Origin of the sequence: Paenibacillus sp. M-152 (genome assembly GCF_003856555.1) — a bacterium.
Lineage (GTDB): Bacteria > Bacillota > Bacilli > Paenibacillales > Paenibacillaceae > Paenibacillus > Paenibacillus polymyxa_C.
In genome coordinates this window covers 5239690-5266673 of record NZ_CP034141.1, presented here as the reverse complement: position 1 = coordinate 5266673, position 26984 = coordinate 5239690, and the positions used below count along the sequence as shown (strand labels likewise).

At 41.6% G+C, this 26984-nt stretch carries 18 protein-coding genes; 16 read left to right on the top strand and 2 right to left on the bottom strand.

Features of this window, described 5'->3' with window-relative positions:
• The first annotated feature begins 76 nt into the window (after positions 1 to 76).
• Both uvrA and EGM68_RS23090 read left to right on the top strand, forming a co-directional pair.
• Positions 77 to 2938 carry an excinuclease ABC subunit UvrA gene (gene uvrA / locus EGM68_RS23095; protein WP_129550084.1) on the top strand — a complete coding sequence of 954 codons (2862 nt, stop codon included), beginning with the start codon at positions 77 to 79 and terminating at the stop codon, positions 2936 to 2938.
• A 409-nt stretch (positions 2939 to 3347) separates the two neighbouring features.
• Positions 3348 to 4559, top strand: a complete 1212-nt coding sequence (locus EGM68_RS23090) for a hypothetical protein (protein ID WP_016324774.1) — start codon at positions 3348 to 3350, stop codon at positions 4557 to 4559.
• A 117-nt stretch (positions 4560 to 4676) separates the two neighbouring features.
• Here EGM68_RS23090 and EGM68_RS23085 read toward each other — a convergent pair whose 3' ends face one another.
• On the bottom strand, positions 4677 to 6302 hold the full coding sequence (locus EGM68_RS23085) for a nitrite/sulfite reductase (protein WP_129550083.1): 1626 nt from the start codon (positions 6300 to 6302) through the stop codon (positions 4677 to 4679).
• A 359-nt stretch (positions 6303 to 6661) separates the two neighbouring features.
• Between EGM68_RS23085 and EGM68_RS23080 the strand changes: the two genes are divergently transcribed.
• From EGM68_RS23080 to galU, 5 genes are all read left to right on the top strand, one after another.
• Complete coding sequence (locus tag EGM68_RS23080; protein ID WP_129550082.1) at positions 6662 to 7894, top strand: S1C family serine protease; 1233 nt, start codon at positions 6662 to 6664, stop codon at positions 7892 to 7894.
• Between the two features lie 49 nt (positions 7895 to 7943).
• Entirely contained in the window at positions 7944 to 9857 is a 1914-nt protein-coding gene (locus EGM68_RS23075; protein ID WP_129550081.1) for a stalk domain-containing protein, read from the top strand.
• A gap of 241 nt (positions 9858 to 10098) precedes the next feature.
• Positions 10099 to 10560, top strand: a complete 462-nt coding sequence (locus tag EGM68_RS23070) for a GNAT family N-acetyltransferase (RefSeq protein WP_058712203.1) — start codon at positions 10099 to 10101, stop codon at positions 10558 to 10560.
• 433 nt (positions 10561 to 10993) lie between these two features.
• Entirely contained in the window at positions 10994 to 13504 is a 2511-nt protein-coding gene (locus tag EGM68_RS23065; protein ID WP_058712204.1) for a U32 family peptidase, read from the top strand.
• Between the two features lie 193 nt (positions 13505 to 13697).
• Complete coding sequence (galU, locus tag EGM68_RS23060) at positions 13698 to 14579, top strand: UTP--glucose-1-phosphate uridylyltransferase GalU (protein ID WP_058830169.1); 882 nt, start codon at positions 13698 to 13700, stop codon at positions 14577 to 14579.
• An 88-nt stretch (positions 14580 to 14667) separates the two neighbouring features.
• Here the strand turns inward: galU and EGM68_RS23055 are convergent, their stop codons facing one another.
• Positions 14668 to 17124 (bottom strand): O-antigen ligase family protein, encoded by a 2457-nt coding sequence (locus EGM68_RS23055; RefSeq protein ID WP_129550080.1) that lies wholly within the window; start codon positions 17122 to 17124, stop codon positions 14668 to 14670.
• A gap of 140 nt (positions 17125 to 17264) precedes the next feature.
• Here EGM68_RS23055 and EGM68_RS23050 point away from each other — a divergent pair, with 140 nt between their 5' ends.
• From EGM68_RS23050 to rfbC, 9 genes are read left to right on the top strand one after another with little or no spacing between them, the layout of a single operon-like run.
• Positions 17265 to 18056, top strand: a complete 792-nt coding sequence (locus tag EGM68_RS23050) for an ABC transporter permease (protein WP_240664099.1) — start codon at positions 17265 to 17267, stop codon at positions 18054 to 18056.
• Between the two features lie 19 nt (positions 18057 to 18075).
• Positions 18076 to 19374 carry an ABC transporter ATP-binding protein gene (locus EGM68_RS23045; RefSeq protein ID WP_129550079.1) on the top strand — a complete coding sequence of 433 codons (1299 nt, stop codon included), beginning with the start codon at positions 18076 to 18078 and terminating at the stop codon, positions 19372 to 19374.
• Between the two features lie 14 nt (positions 19375 to 19388).
• Positions 19389 to 20312 (top strand): class I SAM-dependent methyltransferase, encoded by a 924-nt coding sequence (locus EGM68_RS23040; protein WP_129550078.1) that lies wholly within the window; start codon positions 19389 to 19391, stop codon positions 20310 to 20312.
• Positions 20309 to 21820 carry a coiled-coil domain-containing protein gene (locus tag EGM68_RS23035; RefSeq protein WP_129550077.1) on the top strand — a complete coding sequence of 504 codons (1512 nt, stop codon included), beginning with the start codon at positions 20309 to 20311 and terminating at the stop codon, positions 21818 to 21820. Before EGM68_RS23040 ends, EGM68_RS23035 begins: the two co-directional genes overlap by 4 nt.
• A complete protein-coding gene (locus EGM68_RS23030; protein ID WP_129550076.1) occupies positions 21817 to 22992 on the top strand; it encodes a glycosyltransferase family 4 protein in 1176 nt (391 codons plus the stop codon). The genes EGM68_RS23035 and EGM68_RS23030 overlap by 4 nt, the downstream gene beginning before the upstream one ends.
• Positions 22982 to 24199 (top strand): glycosyltransferase family 2 protein, encoded by a 1218-nt coding sequence (locus EGM68_RS23025; RefSeq protein WP_165264077.1) that lies wholly within the window; start codon positions 22982 to 22984, stop codon positions 24197 to 24199. Before EGM68_RS23030 ends, EGM68_RS23025 begins: the two co-directional genes overlap by 11 nt.
• A gap of 4 nt (positions 24200 to 24203) precedes the next feature.
• Positions 24204 to 25580 carry a sugar phosphate nucleotidyltransferase gene (locus EGM68_RS23020; protein WP_126666380.1) on the top strand — a complete coding sequence of 459 codons (1377 nt, stop codon included), beginning with the start codon at positions 24204 to 24206 and terminating at the stop codon, positions 25578 to 25580.
• A gap of 19 nt (positions 25581 to 25599) precedes the next feature.
• Positions 25600 to 26343, top strand: a complete 744-nt coding sequence (locus EGM68_RS23015; protein ID WP_129550074.1) for a sugar phosphate nucleotidyltransferase — start codon at positions 25600 to 25602, stop codon at positions 26341 to 26343.
• A 30-nt stretch (positions 26344 to 26373) separates the two neighbouring features.
• Positions 26374 to 26922: a dTDP-4-dehydrorhamnose 3,5-epimerase gene (rfbC, locus tag EGM68_RS23010; RefSeq protein ID WP_129550073.1), complete on the top strand. Its 549-nt coding sequence runs from the start codon at positions 26374 to 26376 to the stop codon at positions 26920 to 26922.
• The last annotated feature ends 62 nt before the right edge of the window (positions 26923 to 26984 follow it).

Genomic DNA, 26984 nt, shown 5'->3' with positions numbered 1-26984 from the left:
TTGCGATATATCACTTCCATCGGATAATCTAATGCGATATAGGATGACGTGAATTACGGCTAAGGAGATGAAACATTTGGCGAATGAAAGCATCATCATCAAAGGCGCACGCGCGCATAATCTCAAAAATATTGACGTGACGATTCCACGGGACAAGTTCGTCGTCCTGACGGGGCTTAGCGGCTCAGGTAAATCATCACTGGCTTTCGATACGATCTATGCAGAAGGACAGCGGCGGTATGTGGAATCATTATCTGCGTATGCCCGTCAATTCCTCGGGCAAATGGAGAAACCGGACGTCGATTCGATTGACGGCCTGTCTCCAGCCATTTCCATTGACCAAAAAACGACAAGTCGGAATCCTCGTTCTACGGTCGGAACAGTTACAGAAATCTATGATTACTTGCGGTTGTTATTTGCCCGAGTAGGTCATCCTCATTGTCCTGAACATGGCATTGAAATCACTTCACAGACCGTCGAACAGATGGTAGACCGCATTTTGCAGTATCCTGAAAAGACGCGGCTGCAAATCCTGGCTCCATTGGTCTCCGGTCGCAAAGGTGAGCATAAAACACTGTTCACTGATATAGCCAAGCAGGGCTTTGTACGGGTACGTGTGAATGGCGAACTGCGTGAATTGTCCGAGAAGATTGAACTGGAGAAGAACAAGAAGCACTCGATTGAAGTGGTCGTAGACCGGATCGTAGTCAAGGAAGATGTACGTGCGCGTCTGTCCGACTCTATTGAGACGGCACTGAATCTTTCAGGCGGACAGTTGCTTGTAGATATTATAGGGCAAGAGGAGTTGCGATTTAGCTCCAACTTTGCGTGTCCGATTTGCGGTTTTAGCATAGATGAGCTATCTCCACGGATGTTTTCTTTTAATAGTCCGTTCGGCGCTTGTCCAGATTGTGATGGGTTAGGAGTCAAAATGGTCGTTGACCCTGATCTGCTCATACCCGATCCAGAAAAAAGTGTAGAAGATGGGGCGTTCCAGGCATGGAGTGGAGGAACTTCCACTTATTATCCTCAATTTTTACAGTCCGTATGCGAACACTACGGTATTCCGCAGGATATTCCTGTAAGCCAATTGACGTCAGAACAAATGAATCTTATTTTGCACGGAACAGGTGACCAGAAGATCCGTTTCCGCTATGAAAATGATTTTGGTCAACGTAAGGAAGCCTATGTGACCTTTGAAGGCATTATCCCGAATTTGGAGCGTCGTTACCGTGATACCGCTTCTGAGGGAATACGTGAATTTATTGAAGGCTTTATGAGTGCAAAGCCATGTAACACCTGTAAGGGGCACCGACTGAAAAAAGAAAGCCTGTCGGTAACCATTCAAGAGCGCAATATCGCTTATGTGACAGCTTTGTCTGTCGGGGAGGCTTCTCACTTTTTCCATACACTGGAGTTGAGTGAGAAAGAGCAATCGATCGCCAACCTCATTTTAAAGGAAATTAACAGCCGACTGGGATTCCTTGTGAACGTTGGTCTGGAATACCTGACTTTAAGCCGTGCAGCAGGTACATTGTCCGGCGGGGAGGCACAACGTATCCGATTGGCGACACAGATCGGGTCTAGTCTGATGGGCGTGCTTTATATTTTGGACGAGCCAAGTATTGGGCTGCATCAGCGCGATAATGATCGTCTGATTAGTGCTTTGGAACATATGCGGAATCTGGGCAATACGCTGATCGTGGTGGAGCATGACGAAGATACGATGATGGCGGCAGACTATATCATTGACATTGGGCCAGGAGCCGGAATCCATGGCGGGATGATCATGTCGCAGGGGACTCCACAGGAAGTTATGGAAGATCCGAATTCCCTGACCGGGCAATATTTGAGCGGTCGCAAGTTTATTCCGGTCAATACCGAGCGGCGCAAGCCTGCGGATAAGTGGCTGGAGATTCGCGGAGCCAAGGAGAACAATCTCAAAAATGTGAATGTCAAAATTCCATTGGGTGTTTTCACGGCTGTCACTGGCGTATCCGGGTCTGGAAAATCGACGCTGGTCAACGAAATTTTGTACAAAACGTTGGCGCGTGATCTGAACCGTGCGAGAGTACGCCCAGGTCAACATAAAGAAATTCGCGGGCTAGAGCATATCGAAAAGGTTGTTGAGATCGATCAATCGCCAATCGGCCGTACCCCGCGTTCCAATCCTGCAACTTATACAGGTGTGTTCGATGATATCCGTGACTTATTCTCGCAGACGAACGAGGCTAAGGTTCGAGGCTACAAGAAAGGCCGGTTTAGCTTTAACGTTAAGGGAGGCCGATGTGAATCTTGCAGAGGCGACGGGATCATCAAGATTGAGATGCACTTTTTGCCTGATGTGTACGTACCATGCGAAGTGTGCAAAGGCAAACGCTATAATCGGGAGACCCTTGAGGTTAAGTATAAAGGGAAGAGTATTGCTGATGTGCTGGAGATGACGGTAGAGGATGCGACAGCATTTTTTGAAAATATCCCGAAGATTCATCGCAAGATTCAGACGCTGATGGATGTAGGTTTGGGGTATATCAAGCTGGGTCAACCAGCGACTACCTTGTCTGGTGGTGAAGCACAGCGTGTGAAGCTGGCTTCCGAATTGTATCGTCGCAGCACAGGCAAAACCATTTATATTTTGGATGAGCCGACAACCGGTTTGCATGTTCATGATATTGACCGATTATTGACTGTGTTGCATCGTTTGGTCGATTCAGGCGAAACCGTACTGGTTATTGAGCATAATCTAGATGTAATTAAAACAGCCGATTTCCTGATTGATCTGGGGCCCGAAGGCGGAAGCGGCGGTGGAACGATCTTGGCTACCGGGACACCAGAACAACTTGTAAAAGTAGAGGAATCCTATACAGGCCGATACTTAAAGCCGATCCTTGAACGGGATACACAGCGCAGTCACGCGCTTCAGACCGTCGATCTATAGACACAGTTTTAACGTACGTTGTGAAAGCCCTGCACAGACAGGAAGGCAGAATACAAATTAGCGTATTTGTGCCTTCCCGTTGGCAGGGTTTATTTTTTTTGTAAAAAAAGAAAACTTTTATTAAATTCCTGCGTTAAAGCATGTGACACATAGTTTACCAAGCGCTGGAATAATAAATCTATAGGTATATTCTTCGATAGAAAGTCTCTGAGTAATCTCTACATTTTAGAGTTTTGGATGTTTAGGCTCGGGCTTGAAGAGGTTAATATATAACTTATGATTATCTAGCATCATACGAAGTTCCGTGCCCACGTGACAACCATTACTAGTTGAAGCGACCGTTTATAGTTAAATTGCATCTAAGGTTTATATCACATCTCTGAGGAAGTCATGAAGGGAGCTGGAACGTTTGAAGATTAAGCAAAGTAGAGTTCTACGTACACGTGTATACTCATGGGCAGCAGGAGTCGCTTTAGCGGCATGGTTGTTGGGTTATAGTGCTGTACCGGCCTATGCATCCGAGGTGTCCGAGGCGTATGCGCCCAAACAAGCCGAGATCGAAACTAGTGCAGCGATTGGCAGTATTAAGGATTCCGAGAGCGCTCACAATTACATTCAGCCCGCTGCAAAGGGCGGGTTCTTAATGCTGAACGTCGAAGACGATACAGAAGCCAGTGTAGTACACGTCACGTATGGCAAGCTGGATAGTTCTCTGGAGACAGTATGGAAACACCAGCAAGACCTGAGCGTACAGCCGGGAACAAGTAGCAGGGGAGTCCAGCGGGAGACGTCGGATGGTGGCTTGCTGTTTCTGCTTGATTATACCCAACCGAACGGAATGCGAGATGTGCAGGCTTCACGATTGGATGCGGATGGAAACCCCCTGTGGTCCAAAACGTTATCCACTGACGGTTTGATATCCTATGGGCAGAATTCTCAGGTAGGATTGGAGCCGCTAGAGGATGGCAGTTTTCTGGTGTCCTCGCTGAACCCTGCGGAGCAGTCCTTCACTGTACTCAAATACACTGAAACTGGCGATATACAATGGAATCGAACGACAAACGGAGTGACCTCGGGTTGGCTGGTCGGCAATCACAATGGATATTATGCGCTATTGAACAGCTCAGATGGTCCCGTGGGGGTACAAGCCGATGTGTATGGTCGCAATATCCGTGATGTCCATCTGGACTTAGGATCAGGTAAAGAAATTGCCGCGGTACATGAGTTGTCTAGCGGTCATATTGCTGTAACAGGGCTTAAAGGAAACAGCAAACGCACCCAGGTGTTAAGTAATGGTCTGCAATTGTTTAGTAACACAGAGGACTACGCGGCTGACCGGGTATATCTGCCCGAGGAGCAGTTGTACGTCCAGTTCAGTGATCAATATGACCCACTGGGTAAAACCACGAAGATGCATGGCATCACTATCACAGGCTTAAAAGGAAACGGTACGAAGGTATGGGAAACGAAGACTCATTATAAGGAAGATAACTCCTTCGGCATCCGATATGATACGGGATTGATATATAAGATACCTTCAGGCTACGCGGTGGTGACATCTACAACAGGCGCTCATAAGCCAATAGTACTCGATTTTGCGAAAATATTGATACCGGAGTAATCCGGTGTCTTTTTTATTCAATCGAAGAAGTAGGAAGTAGGTATGGCGCTGGTTTATGGCATAAGAAACAGCCTGCTTGTATATAAAATACAAGCAGGCTGTTAATGGACTTAATGTCTAGGATGCAACGTGGCTGGACTGTAAAATGGCGGACAGCTTTTCCTGGAAAGACGGAATGCCTACACGCTGTACATACGCATAAAAGCTTTCGCCAGCAATCCTATTTTCTTTGTAGAACAGAATAAGCTCTGCCAATACAGGACCAACCTGGTCCCCACGTACGCGGCCTTTGAGTGTCTTGTTGAACTGGGCACCAGCTCCAAGCGCCCCGCCAACAGCGATGTCGAACGCGTCAACCATGCCTTCAGGTGTCTTAAGGAGCGAGCCTTGCAGTCCAATATCCGCAATATGCTTTTGACCGCAGGAATTCGGGCAGCCGATGAAATGGATGCGCACCTTTTCATCCAATTGTACGTGCTGATCCAAATACTCGGCAACGTCAACCGCTCGCTTTTTCGTTTCCACAATCGCCAGATTGCAAAATTCATTTCCTGTGCACGATACCGTACGGCTCATAAAATGCTTGGGCTGTGGTGTCAGGCGTTGCAGCACAGGAGCTTTCAGTAGCTCATCTACTTGGTCATCCGGCACACCGCTCAGCAAAATATTTTGCGACATCGTGGTACGAATCTGTCCATCGCCGTAGCGATCAGCCAGGTCGGCCAGTTCGTGCAACTCGTCAGCACTGAGGCGACCGACAGGTACGTTCAGACCGACATAGTTCAGACCTTCTTGGGCTTGGGGATGTATACCGTCAAAATAGGCGGCTTGCCACCCAATGGTTTTATCTTCACCTCGTCCTGGCATTTCGCCAGTGTACTCGGTAAGCTTGGCTAGAAATTTGTCCGGGCCCCAATCGGCAATGAGGAATTTCAGACGGGCATGGTGACGTTTTTCCCGATAGCCGTAATCACGGAAGATGGTTGTGACAGCAATAGCAACCTTCAGCACTTCCTCAGGACGGACAAACAAGTCCAGCGGATGTGCCAAATGCGGCTTGGCAGATAATCCACCGCCAACCATCACATGGAAACCAACCACTTCTTTTCCGTCAAGGATCTTGGTTGCCGGTGTGAAGGACAGGTCGTTAATTTCAGCCTGTGCATTGTTGTAGGTATTACTGGAGATGGACATTTTGTATTTGCGCGGAAGATTGGAAAAGTCACGATTTAATAAGAAAAAGCGGTTTACTTCATCTACAATCTCCTGAGTATCCACCAGTTCATTAGGATCAATGCCAGCCAGCGGATTGCCGACAATGGTACGCGGGCAGTCCCCACAGGCTTCAAAGGAATACAAACCGACCTTTTCCAATCGTTCGAAAATATCCGGCAAGCTTTCAACGGTCAGCCAGTGAAATTGAATCGCCTGACGGGTGGTGACATCTACGAGACCACGCCCATACAACGCAGAGATGTCCGCTAAGGCACGTGCCTGGGCTGAAGTCATGATCCCTGTGTTGATGCGGACGCGCATCATGAAATGGCCATCCTTGGGTTTTTGCTGGTAAACCCCAGCCCATTTGAATCGGTCCATATCGTCCGCAGAGATCGAGTCATAGCCTTTGTGCGCATAGCTTTCGATGATAGTACGTATAACGTCGAGACCGTCTTTTTCCAGCTTGACTAACTCAAACTTGTTAAGCTTATCGGGATGAGCGTTCCAGATTGGTTCATAGGCCATCCTTTTAACCTCCTTCAGGTGTCTTATTTATACTTGAGATGTTAGATATAGAACTCACGATTTTATTTTTATTTCCGACAATATAACTAAGATATAATCTGATGGTATCATAGTTGGTTACGCCCGTAAACGAAGGAATGGTCTAAAAGGTATAACGATTTTTTATTGTTTTTGCTTATTTTTTTGATATAAGGATTTGGAAAATTTATAATATAAATAGTATGAGAGAGTAGGGATGCAGCAAACGGTCCTTTTTTAGAAAAAGATAGGGCTTAAAGCGATTGTATGCGTGTCCCCTCTATGGTAGATTTGGACTAACTGATAGAACAGGGTCATGTTGGAGAGGGAATGGTGAGTATATGCGTAAGATGGGGAAAAGGGTGGCTGTGTTGGCTTTGGGCAGCGCTCTATGTGTTTCTGGAACGGCAGGTGCAGCCAGCAGTGGAACTGCGTTAAAGGCCAAGGTCATTAATGGTGGGGTCTATGTTAACGTAAGTGATATGAATAAAGCATTAGGAACCAACGGCGCGTATAACAGCGCAAATGGTACATATACGTTATCGGCCGATCGTGTGCCACAGGTCGTTAAAAATGTTTCTCCTTCTGTAGTCGGTATCATTGGCCGTTCAGCGACAGGAGAGACCGTAGCAGGGGGAGACCGATACAACCTGGCTCACGGCACGGGTGTCATCATTCGGGCAGATGGATGGATTGTTACTAATGCGCATGTTATCGAAGGATTAGGTGATGCCGTAGTTGTAACCTCGGACGGAAAATCTTACGGAATCATCGACAGCTACAGCGATCCGATCAGTGATTTGGCGTTGATTAAAATTAAGGCAAGCGGCCTTAAGCCTGCTACCTTTGCAGCTTCTACGAACAGTTTACAGGTAGGCGAGCAGGTAGTGGCTATCGGTACGCCGATCTCTTTCTCACTTCGTAACTCGGCAACCTCAGGTGTTGTTAGCGGGCTGAACCGTGGTGTCAACGCTGCTTATCGTCTGATCCAAAGTGATACCGCGATCAACCCTGGTAACAGCGGTGGTCCGCTGGTCAACCTCAAGGGCGAGGTCATCGGGATTAATACAATGAAATTCTCAGCGGTCGGAATTGAAAATATGGGTTTTTCGATTCCGGCAGATACAGTGAAATATGTCATCAATCAATTTTTCAAATATGGCGAGGTTCGGCGTGCTAGTCTTGGCTTAGGGCTCGAAGAGAGCTGGTCAGCTATCGTCGGATTGCCTACCGAGGATCCTTTGAAAGTCACGAAAATCACTTCAGCCAATGCCGTACAGGCCAAAATCAAGGAAGGCGATGAGCTGTATAGTATTAACGGCAAGCGTGTAGCCTCTGCCATTGATGTCAATGAGCTGCTTAAAAACTATCAACCAGGGCAAACGGTGAGTGTACTTATGCAATCGGACGGTGATATTGTAAAGCGCAAGCTGGTACTGACACAGGATAATGGTGAAATTTATGATTCCATTCAGTCTGGAGAAGATCTTGAGGATTCGAATGAATCAGGAGTTACTGTAGATGATGGCATAGCGCCTTCGAAAGAAGCATCAGATTCAGCTACGGGAAAATGAACGATAACGGCTCATGAATCTATAAAATAAAGCTAAAGGGAGATTTACTGTGAAGCATATGCAAAGAAAAATGATGCGTAAGCTGGGGGTCGGCGCTGTCGCATTGTCCCTTCTGCTTACCGCTTTACCAGCAGTTGCAGCAGATCAAGATAAAAACATATTGGAATTGCGGCTGCAAAGTGGCAACAATACAGCCATCGTGAACGGTCAAAATGCGAATATTACGAAGCCCTATTCCAAAAGTGGTGCACTGATGGTTCCGGCTGGTGTGTTTAAAAAGGCATTTAACAGCAAAATTCGCCTAGCTGAAGATAATGTGGTCAAGATCACCAGCGGCACTCACGTCGTATCGCTGACAATTGGTAGTCGTACAGCCTGGGTGAGGGGCCACAAGGTAACACTTCCGGCTCCGCCAGAAATGTCATCAGGGATCCTCATGGTGCCTTTGCGTCAAGTAGCAGAAGGGCTTGGCGGTAAGATGGAGAAGAATGGCGCAGGAATCATCATTCGGATGCAAGCCCAAGAAGAGGTGGGTACGGTAGCTGAAGAAACACCGAACATTGATAATGATGAGGGCAAGACGCAGATCGGGAACAGTTACTACGATTGGTCCATGAACTATCCAACAGGACTCGTCATCGGTCAGGGAGGTGGAGATGAGAGCATTTCCACATTTATGGACGAGAACAGTGCATACTATATGGAAGTACACACAGCAATACAACCGGTTCCATTGAATGCAGACGATCTGCTGCAACAATTGGTGCAGGCAGCTAAGGAAACAGGAGAAACTGTGGTGGATCGAAAATCCTTCCCGAAAGCGAAAGTGCCTTATGCTCGTGTTATTACGAAGGATGGGGACGGCGTACTATGGGAAAATCGTCAGTACTATGACAATGGACGACTGTATGTAATATATTTTTCCGATGCTAAAGCAACGAACTATAAAGATCTGGCCCAGTATGCCGGACTGCTGAACTCCTTTAAAACCTCTTTTAACGCACAGGATAAAAGTATTAAAGACTTGTCCACTGTTGTCGGAGGCACACGCGAGGCCGGGAACCCAGACTATGGTGTGTCACTCAAAATACCGGCAGGCTGGAAAATGGACGACCAGCGAATGCAATATGAAAGCAATGACGGATCAAGCTTCAACATGAAAGTCACCTCAGCTCCTACGGATGGAAAATTGGAGAACTGGGGTCAGCAGCTGCAAAAATGGCTGAGCGATTCATTTGTGTCAACTGCTTATGAGGCACAAAAGACATATCCGCTGGAAGTTGCAGGCGTTCAGGGATTAGTGCAGGAGTACCGCTATAATTTTGGAGATGAATGGGTCAAAGAGTACAATGTGCTGATTCAGCAAAATGGATACCGCTACCTGGCTGAATATGCAGTGCCTGAAAAAGTAAGCAAGGGAAATGACCAGTTCAACGCGATCATCTCCTCGCTTCAAATTGATTTTCAAACGGTAGCAAATAACTTTGGACAATTGGAAGAGGATGACTACCTGGCGGACAAAACGAAAACGATTAAAAAGACGTCTAAAGCATATGAATATACAGTGAATATCCCACGCTATTGGACCGCGGTTAGCGATCAATTTGAATTGGGAGATATAGAGTATCAATTTACCGGAGGACGTTTTTCCATCAAAATCGACAACGACCAATCCTTTGAATTAACGGTGTCTCAGCATAAGGACTTCTATGATAAGCAAGCCAAGAACTATAAAAACCTCAAAGTAGAGGAAGTGAAGGACGTAACGTTTGCTGGAGTTCCAGCAGTGTCCTTTACATTCCACCGTGTAGAGGAAGGTATCGGTTATACAGGTCGCCAAATCGTTTTGGAGCATAACGGCAAAACCTACACCGTGACAACAACATTAAACGATGCGAACAACACAGCGGCACAGTCTAATGCACTAGATTCGACGCTGAATTCGTTTCATTTTGTGAAGTAGAGGGTGTGGGTAAAAGATTAGTGAGTTATGTGGGAAGACGCTACGCGTGCCATTTGATCCTACGATCGCTGTTGACCCGGGATTCTTGGATTATATAAGGATTTAATAGTAAGAATCCCGGGTCAAAGGCGAACGCTGGCGCTTCTTCGGATTCAAATGGCCCGCTTCGCTGGCGCCCGCCAAATATCCCCAATCTTTTAAAGAGTGAAGTAAGCAGGGGAGAGCGAAGATGTCGGACTAAATGTATAGGAGGAATCCGAACATAATTACGCTAAAGGCAGTCGACAAAAGTAATTGGGAAGAATGTGCTGAACTTCAACCGAACCCTGAGCAACAAAGGTTTATGGTATCTAACCTTTACTCAATTGCCGAATGTCAGTTCTTAGATGGATTTTTATCTAAAGCAATTTATAATGATGACGTATTGATTGGCTTTACGATGTTTGGTTTAGACCCGGATGACGGAAACTACTGGGTTTACCGATTTATGATTGACGAAAGATTTCAAGGTCGAGGTCATGGTTACCATGCAATGTTGCTGGTTATCGACGAAATCAGGAAAGCCAGTGATAGGACTGATGTTATCATGATTGGATATAAACCAGACAATGAACTAGCTAGAAAGCTATACAGAAAATCTGGTTTCAGGGAGGAAGGAATATCACCCTGGGGAGAAATGCTTGCGAAGTATAGGTTTGCTTAGTTAATGATATGATGACGCACCTCCAAAGCACCGCTGACCGGGATTGGAGGTGTTTTTGTGCTTTTAGTATTATATTTTTAAAGGAATCGCTTGGAAAGTGTAGAAGCTTGGGGCGCAGTCTGGTACACTAGATTAGTTACAAGATAAGAATGATTTCTGCCGCAGATGTTTGTGATGCGGATTTTTTGAGTTGGATGCGATTCATGCGGAGGACCGATGGTTCGGTGTGTGAATGATCGGACAAGATGATAGAGACAGATAGGACTTAATAATATGATTCTTAGTAAGTTTCCAATCCCCTGACTGAACATAACCAGCTTTGGAATGAGTGGATGGAACGTTCTTGAGATGACCAAGTAAGCAGCATAGCTGCCCTGAAAACAGCGAGATTCAATGAGGGGTCATTCGTTTTCAGCATATAGGGAGGGCAATAATGAAATCAGCAGTACGAAGAGAAGATGTCGAGCTTCTGGCACCCGCAGGTGACTGGGACTGTATGCGCGCGGCGGTAGCGAACGGAGCCGATGCGATCTTTTTTGGGGTGGAAAAGTTCAACGCACGAGCACGGGCGAATAATTTTCGCATGGATGAACTGCCCGAAATTATGGCCTTTTTGCATAGCTACGGGGTTAAGGGCTTTTTGACATTCAATATACTGGTATTTGAAAACGAGCTGGAGGACGCTAAAGAGCTGGTTGATGCCTGTATTGATGCCGGAGTCGATGCCCTAATTGTTCAGGATATGGGTTTGGTGAAAATGATCCGCGACATTTCACCGGATTTCCCGATCCATGGTTCTACCCAAATGACGATCACCTCGCCGGAGGCTGTAGAATTCACAAAGCCGTACAACATGGAACGGGTTGTGCTGGGTCGTGAAAATAATCTAAAACAGATTCAAAAAATTGGCGATCAAGCGAGACTTCCGATGGAAGTATTCGTGCATGGAGCGTTATGCGTATCTTATTCAGGCCAATGCCTGACTTCAGAAATGTGGGGCGGACGCTCTGCAAACCGTGGTGAATGTGCACAGGCATGCCGTTTGCCTTACGATTTGATGGTGGATGGAGAGCAAAAGCCGATGGCCGATGTGACATACCTGCTATCCCCCAAGGATTTGGCAGCCATTGATTTGATGCCAGAACTGATTGATGCCGGGGTGGTTTCCTTTAAAATTGAAGGGCGACTGAAAACGCCTGAATATGTAGCGAATGTGGTTAGCAAATATCGAAAGGCCATTGACAAGTATTTTGATGGCGATACGTCCAAGACGAGCAAAGAAGATATCCGCGAGCTGCAGCAGAGCTTTTCACGCGGCTTTACGCACGGTTTTCTGGAAGGAACGAATAACAAAAAGCTGGTGGACGGTACGTTCCCGAAAAGCCGGGGCGTGTACCTGGGCCGAGTGGAACAAATCCTTCGTGATGGGGTAGTATGCCGCATCGATGCCCCGCTCAAGCGTGGCGATGGTATTGTATTTGATGCAGGAGATCCTACGCAAAAAGAAGAAGGCGGACGTGTATACGATATCCGCCGCAAGGGTGTGAAGATTGAAGGCGAAGCCGGAGAAGGCTGGATCGTTGACATCGTAGCAGGACGCAATGATGTGGATCTGCGCCGTGTGCACGTAGGCGACCGTATTTGGAAGACCAACGACCCGGCGCTGGACAAGCGTCTGCGCCAGTCGTACGAAACCGAAAAGCCGTACCGAGTTTTCCCGGTACATGTGCGGGTCAGCGGCTCCCCAGGACAGCCACTGTCGACATGGTGGACCGACGTGCAGAAGGGCACAACGGTCCGCGTGGACTCCGAGCTGGAGCTTGAAATCGCCCAGAAGCGTCCGATGACGCACGAACTGCTCGAAGAGCAATTCGGCCGACTGGGCGGAACAGTGTTCCAGCTGGAAGAGCTGGACGTCCATCTGCATGGAGACGTCATCGTGCCCATGCGCGAGCTGAACAGCATCCGCCGTCAGGCGGTGGAACTGCTCGCGGGCGAACGCCCCAAACCACCCGTATACACGAAACGGGCGGTAGAGGTGTATGGCGATGCCTCGGCTCCGGCATCGTCTGTGGCACGCGGTCAGGCAGAGCTGACCGCGCTGTGCCGCAGTCTCCCTCAGGTGGAGGCTGCGCTTGAGGCCGGCGTGGAGTTCATCTACGCCGACTTCGAGTTCATCAAGCAATTCCCGGCAGCTGTAGAGGCTGTGCACGGCGCTGGGCGCCGAATTGCGTTGGTGACTCCGCGTATTCACATGCCGGGCGAAAACGGATATCACAACAATATCCTGCGCCTGAAACCGGATGCTGTGCTGGTACGCAATCCGGGAGCCTTGTATTTTTACATGCGTCATCGCTTGGAGAACCCGGATGCACATCATCCGCAATTGATTGGCGACTTCTCGCTAAATATCGCCAACCATAAAGCGGCTGATCTATTCCTGGATTCCGGCTGTGACCTGGTAACACCGTCGTATGACCTGAACATCCAACAGATGGTCGATATGCTGGGACGTACACGTACCGACAAGCTGGAGATCGTCATCCAGCAGCATTTGCCGATGTTCCATACCGAACACTGTGTATATTGTACCTTTATGAGTGAAGGCACAGACTACACCAACTGTGGTCGTCCGTGTGAGGATCATCGCGCATCCCTGCGTGATCGTATTGGGATGTCTCACCCGGTTCGCGTGGACGAAGGATGCCGTAATACAGTGTATAACGCGATTGAGCAATCAGGCGCGGAATACCTGTCTAACTTCCTAGAATTAGGCGTATCCCGTTACCGCGTGGAATTTTTGGAGGAGACACCAGAGCAAGTTCATGAGGTTATTGATCTCTACAACCGTGCCTTGCGCGGTGAAATCAGCGGAACACAAGTATGGAAGACGCTGAAAGCGACGAATCAGTTAGGGGTTACACGTGGGCAACTGGTGAAATAAACAACTGTATATTTGTTCAGGAGCCAAATAGATTTTAGAAGCATAATCTAATCATATAGTAAGTAGAGATTGAAGACATGTTCTCATTAAGGGAAGATGTCTTCTTCTTTAACCTATTAAATTTATCCATCTACCTGTTATAATCATAGACAGTATTTCTATCCGTTATATTGAAGACAAAGGAGTTTTACCTATGAAAATCCGTAAAGCAATTATTCCTGCTGCGGGATTAGGAACCCGGTTCCTTCCTGCGACGAAAGCGATGCCTAAAGAGATGCTTCCCATTGTAGACAAACCAACAATTCAATATATCATTGAAGAAGCTGTTGCATCTGGTATTGAAGATATTATTATCGTTACTGGTAAAGGCAAAAGAGCGATAGAGGATCATTTTGACTATTCCTTCGAGCTAGAGCATAATTTGACCTCAAAGGAAAAATGGAACCTGCTCAATGAAGTGCGCAAACCATCAGAGATGGCAGATATCCACTATATTCGTCAAAAGGAACCTAAAGGGTTGGGACATGCCATATGGTGTGCTCGTAAGTTTATTGGTGACGAACCTTTTGCTGTTCTTTTAGGGGATGACATCGTTGAATCTGAGAATCCATGCCTCAAACAGATGATTGACGTGTTCGATGAGTATCAGCGTTCCGTTGTAGGTGTAAAACAAGTCGATTGGAACGAGGTACATCGTTACGGGATTGTTGAAGGCCACGCACTTACTTCCAAAATCTCTGAGGCGGAACGATTGGTAGAAAAGCCAAAGAAGGAAGAAGCTAAATCCAATTTGGCGATCATGGGACGTTATATCCTGACACCTGATATTTTCGATATCCTGGGTCAGCAATCTGCAGGTGTAGGCGGGGAGATTCAGTTAACGGATGCATTGTCCAAACTGGGAGAAAAGAGTCCGATCCTAGCCTATGAATTTGATGGTAATCGTCACGACGTTGGCGAGAAGCTAGGATTCATTGAAACGACCATTCATTATGCTCTACAGCATAATGAGATTAAGGATGAAGTACTGGCTTATATGAGACAGGTTATTGAAGAGATTGACCAACAAAAATAAAGATCTCGCTAAACCCAACTATGCTTCCTTAATATAAGAAAGAGACTACCGGATGATATAACGTCATCTGATAGTCTCTTTTTATTAACTATTTCTCCGATTTCAACTGAGCAATTTGCTCTTTTTCCTTCGGATCAGCCTTAATCAGCTTATCGTACAAAGCTTTGTCATCTTGTCCCTGCTGCTGTAGGGCAGCAACGTAATAGCGAGCAACCTCACGATTCGTAGCATCGCTTAAGTCGTCCTTCAAGCCGTTTTTGAGGATGCTTGCAGCCTCAGCAGGCTTACCTGACATGAACTCAATTTTGCCAGTACTGAGTGCAATACCTGGAGTTACTTCAAAAGTACGTGGCAACTCAATTTCAGGTGGAAGCGTCTTAATATGGGCTACCCTATCCAAAACCTGCTGATAAGCAGCAAGACCTGCTTGGAAAAACTTCTGTTCTTTGGTGATGTCTTTTTGCTCACGTGCCTTAATGCCAACAGTGTAAGCTTGGGTAATCAACATATTGTACCAGTCATTGTCCCAGTTAAAGTTGGAAATGTTATTTTCCAAAATACTGAAGGCTTGCTCGTTCTCACCTTTTGCTCGTAAAAGGTTAACTTTGGAGTTTAACATGATTTTATTATACGGTTCTGCCTTCAGACCTGTATTTAGTACTTCTATTGCAGCGTTATAAAATTCCTCTTTTTTCGTTTGATCATACACATTCTTGTACAGTGCAGCCAAACTTATAACCGAATCCGGATGTGTAGGACGAAGTTCAAGATCCTTATTAATCGCACTTTGAATTTCCTCGAATGATGTGCTTACCGCCATAATCTGTTTGGCATATGTAGCAGCATTGGCCGATTGCACGAAGCGGAGACCTGCAAAAAGCAACACAATGCTTAGAATGCCGATGGCTGCACTATACATGATTCGAAATGCAGAAGCACTCATGGACAGGCGTTTAAGCGGTTTGCTGTCCATAGCAGCGGCCATACCACCAAGACTCATAAATACCAGTACGCCCATAAACACGTAACTCAGATTAAAGTCCAGCAAGCTATGAAGTAAGATCGAGAGTGCCAAAATGAGATATAGGAAGTGAGAATCCCGTTCCTCATCATTTTGTCTAATATAGCTGCGAATATATTTGTAGAAAATATATATGATGAATGACATTAAAATTACAAAACCGAAGATGCCTACTTCAACCAGGTACTGCATGAAAAAGTTATGGGCCTGGCGGCTGCTATAAGGATAATCCTGGTACCTTTCGTACAAGGTAGCCCATCCGCCACCACCGCCCCCAATAATAGGGTGATCTTTAATCGATTTGGCAGCATCCTGATAGAATACAAGTCGTTCCAGCACACTATGCTGGCGGAAATTGATATTTTCCAACCGAACCTGTACGTTCTCCGGCAGTACGCTGCGCAAGCCAGTTCCAATAAACAGAAAAGCCAACAAGCCAATCACCACAACTGATCCGACAGGCAACCACAGGTTGGATAACTTTCGTGAACTCCACCCTTTGAGAGCATTCTCCAGCTTTGGTGCCAGATAACGTTCAACAAGCCACAGTACGACAGCTACAGCCAGGGAAACTCCAATAAGTAATCCCCATCCTTTGGCCGCCTCTCCACCGTTGTAGGTCTTATTGAGTTGTAATCCCATATTTGTAATCGGGGCCAAAATAGAAATTGACGCTACACCAGCAGTGGCGCAATGTAAAATCCATATAATTTGGCGTGCAGGTTTAAGGAAAAGCAAGAGCAGCACGAACACGACAGGCAGCATAACCAGACCGCCCCGTGACAAAGTCAGAAATAGCGAGACCAGAATAGGCACCAACATGAAGCCATGAATAGCCTTGCCATACCATAGTTTTGATTTCATCAGACAGAAAACGGCAGCGAATAGGAAAGCCATTAGAAAGGCCGCATATGTATTCGCATATTGGAACACCGATGTCAGCCGGAGACCATTCGTATCTGTCATGACTGCATTGGTATAACGGTCATGATACACATATTGGCTAAACCAGCCTACCATCTTGCCGGCAAGCACCCACTGTCCGAACCAGTTAATGAAGCCAAAACCAACGATGATATAAGCAACAGTCATAATCAGGTTGTGAATAATCTTATTGCCTAAACGACCCTGGAGTAGATAGATTGAAATGATAAACAGGGCAGCATATATGCATTGTACCACCACCATATTCATGGCCAGGTAATGCGAAGCTGCTGACGTCAGTGAAAGCACATAGGTCAGAGGAAGCAGTAATACTAGTACAACTAGCCAATCCCTTTGCTCTTCTAGCTTGAATTTTTTATAATAGGTTACGATTCCTAAAATTAATAGAATCGTGCTGATGATCAAAGCCCAATACAGAGGCTTCTCAAAGTCGAGCATTTGACCATTAAAAAGTGCAGCCTGGAAGGGGGCCCAAGCTAAGAACAAAATCATGCCAACAATTAACACCCAAAATATAGCCGGCCTTTTATCGTCACGGGTCGACGTTTTGGCCTGTTTCCCGTATACTGGATTCGACAAGGTTTACAATCTCCTTTTCTTGTAGATACGTCAATATTTTAGCATACATTATATTGTTATAACTAGTAACCCGATTTCACACGAAGTAAAAACGACTTATTTTAAATCTATAATTTAATTAGGAAAGTTGGCGAGTAGTTGTGCAATCAGTTTTATTGCGTTTTTTAAAACAACAAAAATTTATTTTTGATATGTCCAAAGACGACTTTAAAAAAAAATATGTTGGATCATATCTGGGAATTGCTTGGGCATTTATTCAACCATTAATTAGCTTGCTGATTTTTTGGTTTGTTTTCCAAGTAGGTTTTAAACAAAGACCTATGAATGATTTTCCTTTTATATTATGGTTTTCTGTAGCCTTAATACCATGGAATTTTTTTGCTGACGCACTTCAAACAGCTACCAATTCAATAACAGAGAATAGCTTTTTGGTGAAAAAGGTTATCTTTAAGGTTCAAATCTTACCTATTGTTAAGATTTATTCTTCATTGTTTGTACATTTGTTTTTTTTGGTCTTTTTATTTGTATTATTTTCTATTTACGGATTTCAACCAGATATTTATTACTTACAAATTCCATACTTCTTGATCTGTATGATTGCCTTATTATTGGGTCTTTCTTGGATTACCTCTTCACTAGTTATTTTCTTGAAGGATGTAGGCCAAGTAGTTTCTATGATTCTACAATTCGGTTTTTGGCTGACTCCAATTTTTTACTCCCTGACTGTTGTTCCAGAAAAATATCAATTTTTAATTAAACTAAACCCTCTTTATTACATTACTGAGGGCTATCGAGGAATATTTTTGTATCATTATTGGTTCTGGGAACGCCCTCAGCAAACACTTTACTTTTGGCTTATAACTATTATTTTGTTAATAATTGGTAACTACTTGTTTAAAAAATTGCGACCTCATTTTGCTGATGTCATTTAAAATTAAGGAGGTTACGGAGATGTCCAGTAACGTGCAAGAATTACTTTCTCCATACCCAGTTATAAGTGTGAATAATGTTTCTAAAATTTACAAGCTATATGAGAAGAATACAGATCGCTTAGTGGAAGCAGTAGTCCCAATGAAGGGGAAAAGGCATAAAGAATTTTATGCTTTGAAAAACCTCTCGCTTACTATTAACAAAGGTGAGTGCATTGGAATATTGGGCAAAAATGGGGCGGGTAAGTCAACATTACTAAAAATGATCACTGGGGTACTGAAACCGAGTGAAGGCGATATTCTAGTTAATGGTAAGATTGCAGCGCTCCTCGAATTGGGAGCGGGTTTTAACCCTGAATTAACAGGCTTGGAGAATATATATTTTAACGGTCGAATTATGGGGTTTTCCAAGGACGAAATGGATTTGCGTATGGATGATATTTTAAGTTTTGCTGATATTGATGATTTTATTCATCAACCTGTTAAAACATATTCTAGCGGGATGTTTGCTAGGTTAGCATTTGCTGTTGCAATAAATGTTGATCCGGATATTTTAATTATCGATGAAGCGTTGTCTGTCGGGGATGTTGCCTTCCAGACGAAGTGTTTTAGAAGAATTAATGAGTTTATAGATCAAGGTAAAACTATTATATTTGTTACTCATTCAATGGATACAATATTAAAATATTGTAATAGAGCAGCAGTAATTCATAATGGAGAAAATGTTGCTGAGGGAACCCCGAAAGAAATGGTAGATGTATATAAGAAAATACTGGTTAATCTATATGATATAAGTGAGGAGTTAAAAGTAAATAAACAAACTAGCCTTACTAAAGCAGGCGAGTGGAAAAAGAGCTTTTCTGTAAACAAAACATTACTTGAGTATGGAGACAAACTGGCTGAAATCATAGATTTCGGTATTTTTGATCTAGAAGGTATTCCTGCATCTAAAATTATCAGCGATGAGCCGATCGTAATTAAGATGAAAGTTAGATTCCATACAAAATTAGATCAACCTATCTTTGCATTTACAGTTAAAGACCTAAAGGGAAATGAAATTTGTGGAACTAATACAATGTTTGAAAATGTATTGACACCAGATATAAAACCAGGTGAAGAGATAATTGTGACATTCACGCAAAGTTTTAAACTTCAAAGTGGATATTATACTCTTTCTTTGGGCTGCACTGGCTTTCAGAACGATGAATTAGTAGTCTATCACCGTTTGTATGATGTCCTTTCCTTTGAGGCCTCTATCTTTAAAAATATAGTTGGTTTATATGATTTAGAGTCGCAAATTCAGTTGTTTAAAAATGAATAATAGAGGGAAACCCTATGAAAACAAAAATTGGAAATGTATTAATGAATTATGAATACTATCATGGTGAGGATTTATATAGTGACGGTGATATAGAAAATGAAATTTTAGAAATGGTGAAGGGGGATTTTAATGTTCATGAGATCCTAAGTAAAGATGATAGATGGCCTGTTTTGTATCATTTATCGCCTTATCGCTATAATTTGCTCGATTGGTACCCTTTTAAAGAAGGAAGTTCTGTATTAGAAATTGGGGCAGGTTGCGGTGGTATTACTGGGGTAATATGTGATAAAAATGAAAGAGTTGTGGCTGTAGAACTTTCTAAGAAGAGGGCAGAAATAAATGCCTATCGCAATAGTGATAAGAAAAATCTCGAAATTATAGTTGGAAATCTAAATGAGGTTCAATTCGATGAGAAGTTCGACTATATAACTTTAATTGGAGTTTTAGAGTATGCTGGGAAATTCACGAAGACTGCTGAACCTTATCTGGATTTTTTGAAGAGTATAAAAGAATTGCTAAAACCTGGTGGTGTATTAATTATTGCTATTGAAAATAAACTGGGTTTAAAGTATTGGGCTGGAAGGAAAGAAGATCATACAGGAATTCAATTTGAAGGTTTAGAAGGGTATATTTCTAATAAAGGTGTTAAAACCTTTGGCAAGACCGATCTAATCAATTTACTTGGAACAGCAGGATTTCAGAATTCACAATTTTATTATCCTATGCCGGATTATAAGCTTCCTACACAAATTTTTTCCGATAGTTGTTTACCAAAAGTAGGAGAACTTGATAAAGTAACTCCAAGTTATGATACTAAGCAAATTGTTTGTTTTGAGGAATATTTAGTATTTAATAATATTATACAAAATGGTTATTTTGACCTTTTTGCCAACTCATTCTTAGTTTTTACTGAAAATCATGAGGGGGCTGCCAAATGAAAATTATATATACCAAATACAACCGTAACCGCCTGCCGAGGTTTCAACTTAAAACAAGTATATTAACAGATAACACGGAAATTAACTATGTCCAAAAGGAAGCTCTAACAACAGACAGTAAAGCTCATATCAAGCAAATCTATGACAATTACGTGTTTATGAGTGAACGCTATCCACATATAAACACTGCTGAGGCATCTTTAAAAGATGATAGTGCTATTACATTTGAATTCGCTCCTGGAAAATCTTTAGATGAACATATGCTAGATGCAATTTCAAAAAAAAACATCCCTGATTTATTAAGATATATTAGAGATTATATTGATTATTTGAAAACTTTTGATATTACGTACCAAGAAATTTTTAAACCCACGGAATTATTTATAGATATATTCGGATTTGAACCAAACTTTTCAGATGTAGTGTGTATGGCTGAAGCAAATATTGATTTAACCTTTGACAATGTTTTTTTTGATGGATCTGTTTTTACTGTCATTGATTACGAATGGATAATTCACACATCAATTCCTTTGAATTTTATAATCTATAGGAGTTTGTCAAGATTGTTTTGGAAGTATGGCGAATATTTAAATTCTTTTCTGAAATTAGATGATCTATTTGAAGAATTTCAAATTAATGAGATTACCCAATATCAAAAAATGGAGATGGCATTCCAGGAGTATGTGCTTGGTAAAAATCGTTTCTATAATATTGGTGATCAATATACGAAAAAAATTGAAACTTTAAATAACGTTTTAGATGAAAACAAAAAGAGTGAGAGTCAAACAATTAACCAACTACACTTGCTAAGTGAATATGAAGATAAAATTAATTCTTTGAATAGTGAAAAAAGTTTGCTATTAATTAAACTAGAAAACAGCAATAATACTTTAAATAATAGAATGATTGAGCTAGATAATTATAAAAGTCAAGAAGCTCATTTGAAATCGGAGTCAGAAAACATAAAAAAACAGTTTAGTCATTTGCAACTTAAGTATGACTTATTAAAAAAACAGCATTACGAAATTAACCTTAAAATTGACCAAAATATTACTGAATTATTAAATCACAGCCTTAAAAGAAGAGCGATTTTCAAAAGGACTAAGCATTTAATTGCAGAAAATCAATTTTTAATAAATGAAAAAGATAGAGTTGCTCAGCAAAGCTCGGAAGAGCTAGCTCTAAAGAATCAAGAGTTGGATTTATTAAATGAACAAGTCGCAGTAAAAAATATTCAAATTAATGAGCTCAGTGAACAAAATCATGAATTTAGGTTACAAATAAATCATTTGAATTTGTCGCTTCATGAAATGACGAAGAAATTCAATGAAAATAATCTTTCATATACTCATTTGCAAAAGCATAACCATGAGGTTGTTTTAGAAAACGGAAGATTGTCTGATTTGTTAAAAAATCTTCAACATGATTATCATCAGTTAAAGTATGAATTTGTGGAACTAAAAAAACAAATTTTTAATGATGCACGAAGGAAGGAAGAAGATGAATGACTAAGAAAGTGCTTGTATTAAACCCCTATTATCCTACTCTGGGAGGAGGGGAGAAGCATATGGCTTATTTTTGTAAATTCATCGAATCCTATTATAACGATGTTGAAATTGATATATTGGTTCATAATTATAACGAAGTTAACATTCATTCGGAGAATTACCCTACCATAAATGAATTAAATAATCGTTTTGGAATTCATTTGGATAGAACTAAAATTTTAAAATTGGATTTGAAGGCACCTGGGTCATTAATAGAACACTATAAAAATAAAAAAATTATAGAAGAGATTACAAGTAAGTATGACTTATTTTTAAATTTCATGTTTCTAAGCAAACATATAGGCAGAGCGAAAAGAAACTTATACTCTTGTATGTTTCCGCCTCAGAAATTTAGTTTCAATAAATTCCCACATAATTTATTTGCCGAATGGTTGAATTTTCGTTTTAAGAATAGCTACAATTATTTTATAAGTAATTCTAAATTTACAAACCATTGGCTTCAACACTATTGGAGAACTGGAAAGAAAAATGTCACTATATATCCTCCTGTGTTTTTAGAAAATGAAATAAATGAAATTGAGTTTGAAAAAAAAGAAAATATTATTTTATCTGTAGGCCGTTTTTTTGTAGGGGCTCATAATAAGAAACAGGATTTCTTAGTTGACTTTTTTGTAAAGAATATTCATAAACTCCAAGGATGGGAACTGCACATAGTTGGAGCATTATCTAATAACCCTGTTGATATAGAGTATGTGGCTGAAATAAAGGAGAAAATCCAAGGATATCCCATCTATCTGTACATTAATAGTGATTTATCTGAAGTAAATAATCTCTATGATCGAGCTAAGCTTTTTTGGCATGCAACGGGATTTAATGAAGAGAGTGATCGTTTCCCTGAGAAAATGGAGCATTTTGGTATAACTACTGTAGAGGCAATGAGCAAAGGTGTTGTTCCGATTGTCATAAATAAAGGGGGACAAACAGAAATTGTTAATCAACAAAAGGATGGGTATTTATGGAATTCCGAGGAAGAGTTACTGGAATACACTCAGGAGTTAATTAGCAACTCGGAGAAACGAGAGGCTATTGCTCTTAACGCATCCAAGAGAGCAAAGGATTTTTCAGTAGAAACTTTCTATGAAAAGAATAGGGAGATTTTTGATGTCTTATAAAATTTCAATTGTTATTGTTAACTTTAACGGGAAAAAGTATATAAAAAATCTGTTCGATTCTCTTTCTAAAATGGATTCAGCTGGTCTTACTTACGAAATAGTCTTTGTTGACAACAATTCTACTGATGATTCCATTCAATTTTTAACAGAAAGCTATCGTGAAGTTTTTCCCAATTTGAAGATTTTAGAAACGAAAAAGAATTTGGGATTTGCTGGTGGTAACAATTATGGGGTTAAACATTCGGAAGGTGAATATATTGTTTTTCTTAATAATGATACGGCGGTAGAGAAAAACTGGCTTCTCGAAATGTACACCTTTTTTAGTAGTCAGAAAAATATTGGTATGGTAGCCTCGAAGCTAATATTTTTTTATGATTTTATCAAAGTTCAAGTTAAAACCCAAGACAAAATTATAATATCTAGTAATGTACAGATAAATGATGTTAGTCAAAAAGTCGATGTGAAATTCACAAAAAACTTATTGTACATGGATAATGAATTAACTTGCTTTGGTCATACTGTTTTTTACTTACCACTAATTCATGGGTTGTCAGAATATAGTATTGATTTACAAATAATAAAAGAACACGATCAAACTACTGATTTTATAATTATAGGTGAGAATAGCTATTCTCTTCACGAAAAAATTCTCTTAGATGAAGATTTCATCAGTAATAATAAAGTAACATTGATCCAAAATGCAGGTTCTGGAGTCGATGAAGGTTTTAATGGTTTTGATCAGGGCTTTTGTGAAGAAGACCAGGGACAATACGATAAAGCCAGAGAAATTGATTCCTGTTGTGGAGCCGCAATGATGATAAGACGTGATTTATTTATTGAAATAGGCGGGTTTGACAGTAAGTTTTTTATGTACTATGAAGATACTGATTTATCATATAGAGTAAAGAAACAAGGTTTGCAATTATTATTTTGTCCAACAGCACTAGTTAGACATGTACATACAGGGAGTAGCCAAGAATGGTCGCCATTTTTTGTATTCCATGTCTATCGCAATAAGCTGCTGTTTATATCTAAAAATTTCAAGTTTAAAATATTTGCTAAACAATTTATTTGGTATGTTGCTCATGTGATTAAAGAGATCTTTTTTACAAAACAAAAAACAAGCCTAAAAAAAGCGAAGCTGAAGGCATTATTTGCTGTTATAAAAATATCTCCTTCCTATTGGCTAAAGAAAAAAATGAGGTAATAAAATGAAATTAATTTTGCTTTCAGGTGGCTCCGGTACTAGATTGTGGCCGCTTTCGAATGATTCGCGTTCAAAGCAATTCTTGAAAATTTTAAAGGATGAACACGGGAATGATGAGTCTATGGTACAACGTGTTTGGAGACAGATTAGAAATGTGTCTTTAGATTCGTCCACATTTATTACGACTAGCAAATCTCAAGTAGAGATGATACAGTCTCAACTTAATGATTGCCCACCTTTAATTATAGAACCTGAACGAAAAGATACATTTCCAGCCATAGCTCTTTCTGCTTCATATTTATTATCTCAAACAAACGAGAGTCCTGATGAAGTTGTTGTTGTTTTGCCTGTAGATTTATATGTAGAAGATGATTTCTTTCGGCAAATTTTTCAATTGGAAAAGATAATGGATGAAGAAGAACTAAATATTGCTCTGTTGGGTGTTAAACCACTTGTTCCTACTGAGAAATATGGTTATATTCTTCCAAAGGTTAATTCTATAAACGTTTCCTCATTACAGGAAGTTGATTGTTTTATAGAAAAACCACCTGTTGAAAGAGCTAAGGAGTTGATTGACCAATCAGCTTTATGGAATTGTGGGATTTTCGCTTTTAAACTCAAGTATTTAGCAGGAATTATGGAAAACAGAGGCCTTCCAGTTCAATTTGATGAAATGGTTGAGAAATATAGCAACCTTCAAAAAATTAGTTTTGACTTTGAAGTTTTGGAAAAAGAAAAAGTACTTCATGTCCTCCCTTATAAAGGGAAGTGGAAAGATTTGGGAACGTGGGATTCTCTGGTTGAAGAGATGGATTCTAAACAATTGGGTAAGGGCATCGTTTCCGATTGTCAACAAGTCAATCTGATTAATGAGTTAGACATACCTGTTGTAGTTTTAGGATTGAACGATGTTGTTGTGGTAGCTAGTCCTGATGGTATTTTGGTTTCAGATGTAGCAATAACGCCACAGTTGAAGAACTCTATTAAAAATCTGAACAATCGTCCAATGTATGAGGAAAGAAGATGGGGATGGTTTAGAATACTCGATTATAATATTAATAATGAAGATGGAGATGAGGTGCTTACAAAGAAAATCCGCATAAAAAAAGGACAAAATTTGAGCTATCAGATGCATACTAAACGTACGGAGATTTGGAATATTATCAGTGGGATTGGCGAGTTAGTTATTGATAACTGCATAAGTTCATTAAAAACAGGCGATAGTGTCAAAATTAGTCCGGGGCAAAAACACAGTATATTTGCTAAGAGTGACTTGGAAATTATAGAAATACAAAAAGGTCCGGAGCTTATTGAGGAAGATGTAATAAGATTTTGTTCCGTTTGGGACGAAATTAAAGGTAAAGTTGTTAAAAGTATGTGACTATAAAGGGAGAATTGGTATGAAAGGAATAATTCTAGCAGGAGGTACAGGCTCTCGCCTATACCCCTTAACCAAAGTAACAAATAAGCATTTATTACCCGTTGGTAAGTATCCAATGATTTTCCATTCTGTATGCAAACTCAAGCAAGCTGACATTCAAGATATCCTTATTGTTACAGGTAAAGAGCATATGGGGGATGTTGTTAACCTTCTTGGTAGCGGTCGCGATATGGGCGTGACGTTCACTTATAAAGTACAAGATGAAGCTGGTGGAATCGCACAAGCTCTTGACTTGGCTGAACAATTTGTGGGCGATGATCAAATGGTTGTAATTTTAGGAGACAATGTATTTGAAGATGATATTGCGCCTTTTGTGGGCAATTTCCGCCACCAAACCACTGGGGCCAAGATATTGCTTCAACAAGTCCAAGACCCTCATCGTTTTGGCGTGGCTGAGCTGGAAGGAGAACGAATTGTTTCTATTGAAGAAAAACCTAAAAATCCTAAAAGTAATTTTGCCGTAACTGGTATTTATATGTTTGATCATAATGTATTTGAAATTGTAAAAACGCTCAAACCTTCCGCGCGTGGAGAACTAGAGATTACTGATGTTAACAATGCATATATTGCTAATGGGACTTTGACATACGATGTCCTTCAAGGCTGGTGGACTGATGCTGGAACCCATCCATCTCTTGCACGTGCTAATGAACTAGCTAAAGATATCATCTTTGGCGACGAATTTGGGAAATTAAAGCTATAATAATTATAATTGAAGGGAGGATACATATTCATGAAAGTAATTCCTCTGAAACTAAAAGGAGCCAAAATCATTGAACCCGTGGTTCATGGTGATCACCGTGGTTTCTTTATGGAAAGTTACAATGAGCAGGTCATGAAAGATAATGGTATTAATCATGCTTTTATTCAGGATAATCAGTCCTTATCTGTAGAAACTGGTGTGATTCGCGGATTGCATTACCAGCTTAATCCAAAAGCGCAGACAAAACTTATTCGTGTGATTTCAGGAGCCATCTACGATATTATTTTAGATATTCGTAAAAGTTCTCCAACATTCGGTCAATGGGTTGGGGTGATTTTAAGCGAGCATAATAGACGTCAGTTACTGGTGCCTAAAGGTTTTGCTCATGGATTCTGTACGCTTGTTCCCAATACCCAGGTACTGTATAAGGTAGACGAATATTATTCACCTGAAAATGATCGTGGAATTCTGTGGAATGATCCTGCACTAGGGATTGACTGGCCGACTTCTCATGCTATTCTTTCAGAGAAGGATCAGAAGCATCCGGTACTGGCTGATGCAGACATTAATTTTGATTAGAGGATTTAACCTCAGCTATATACACAGTTAAACTAATAAAAAACCATTTTTGTTTCTTATTA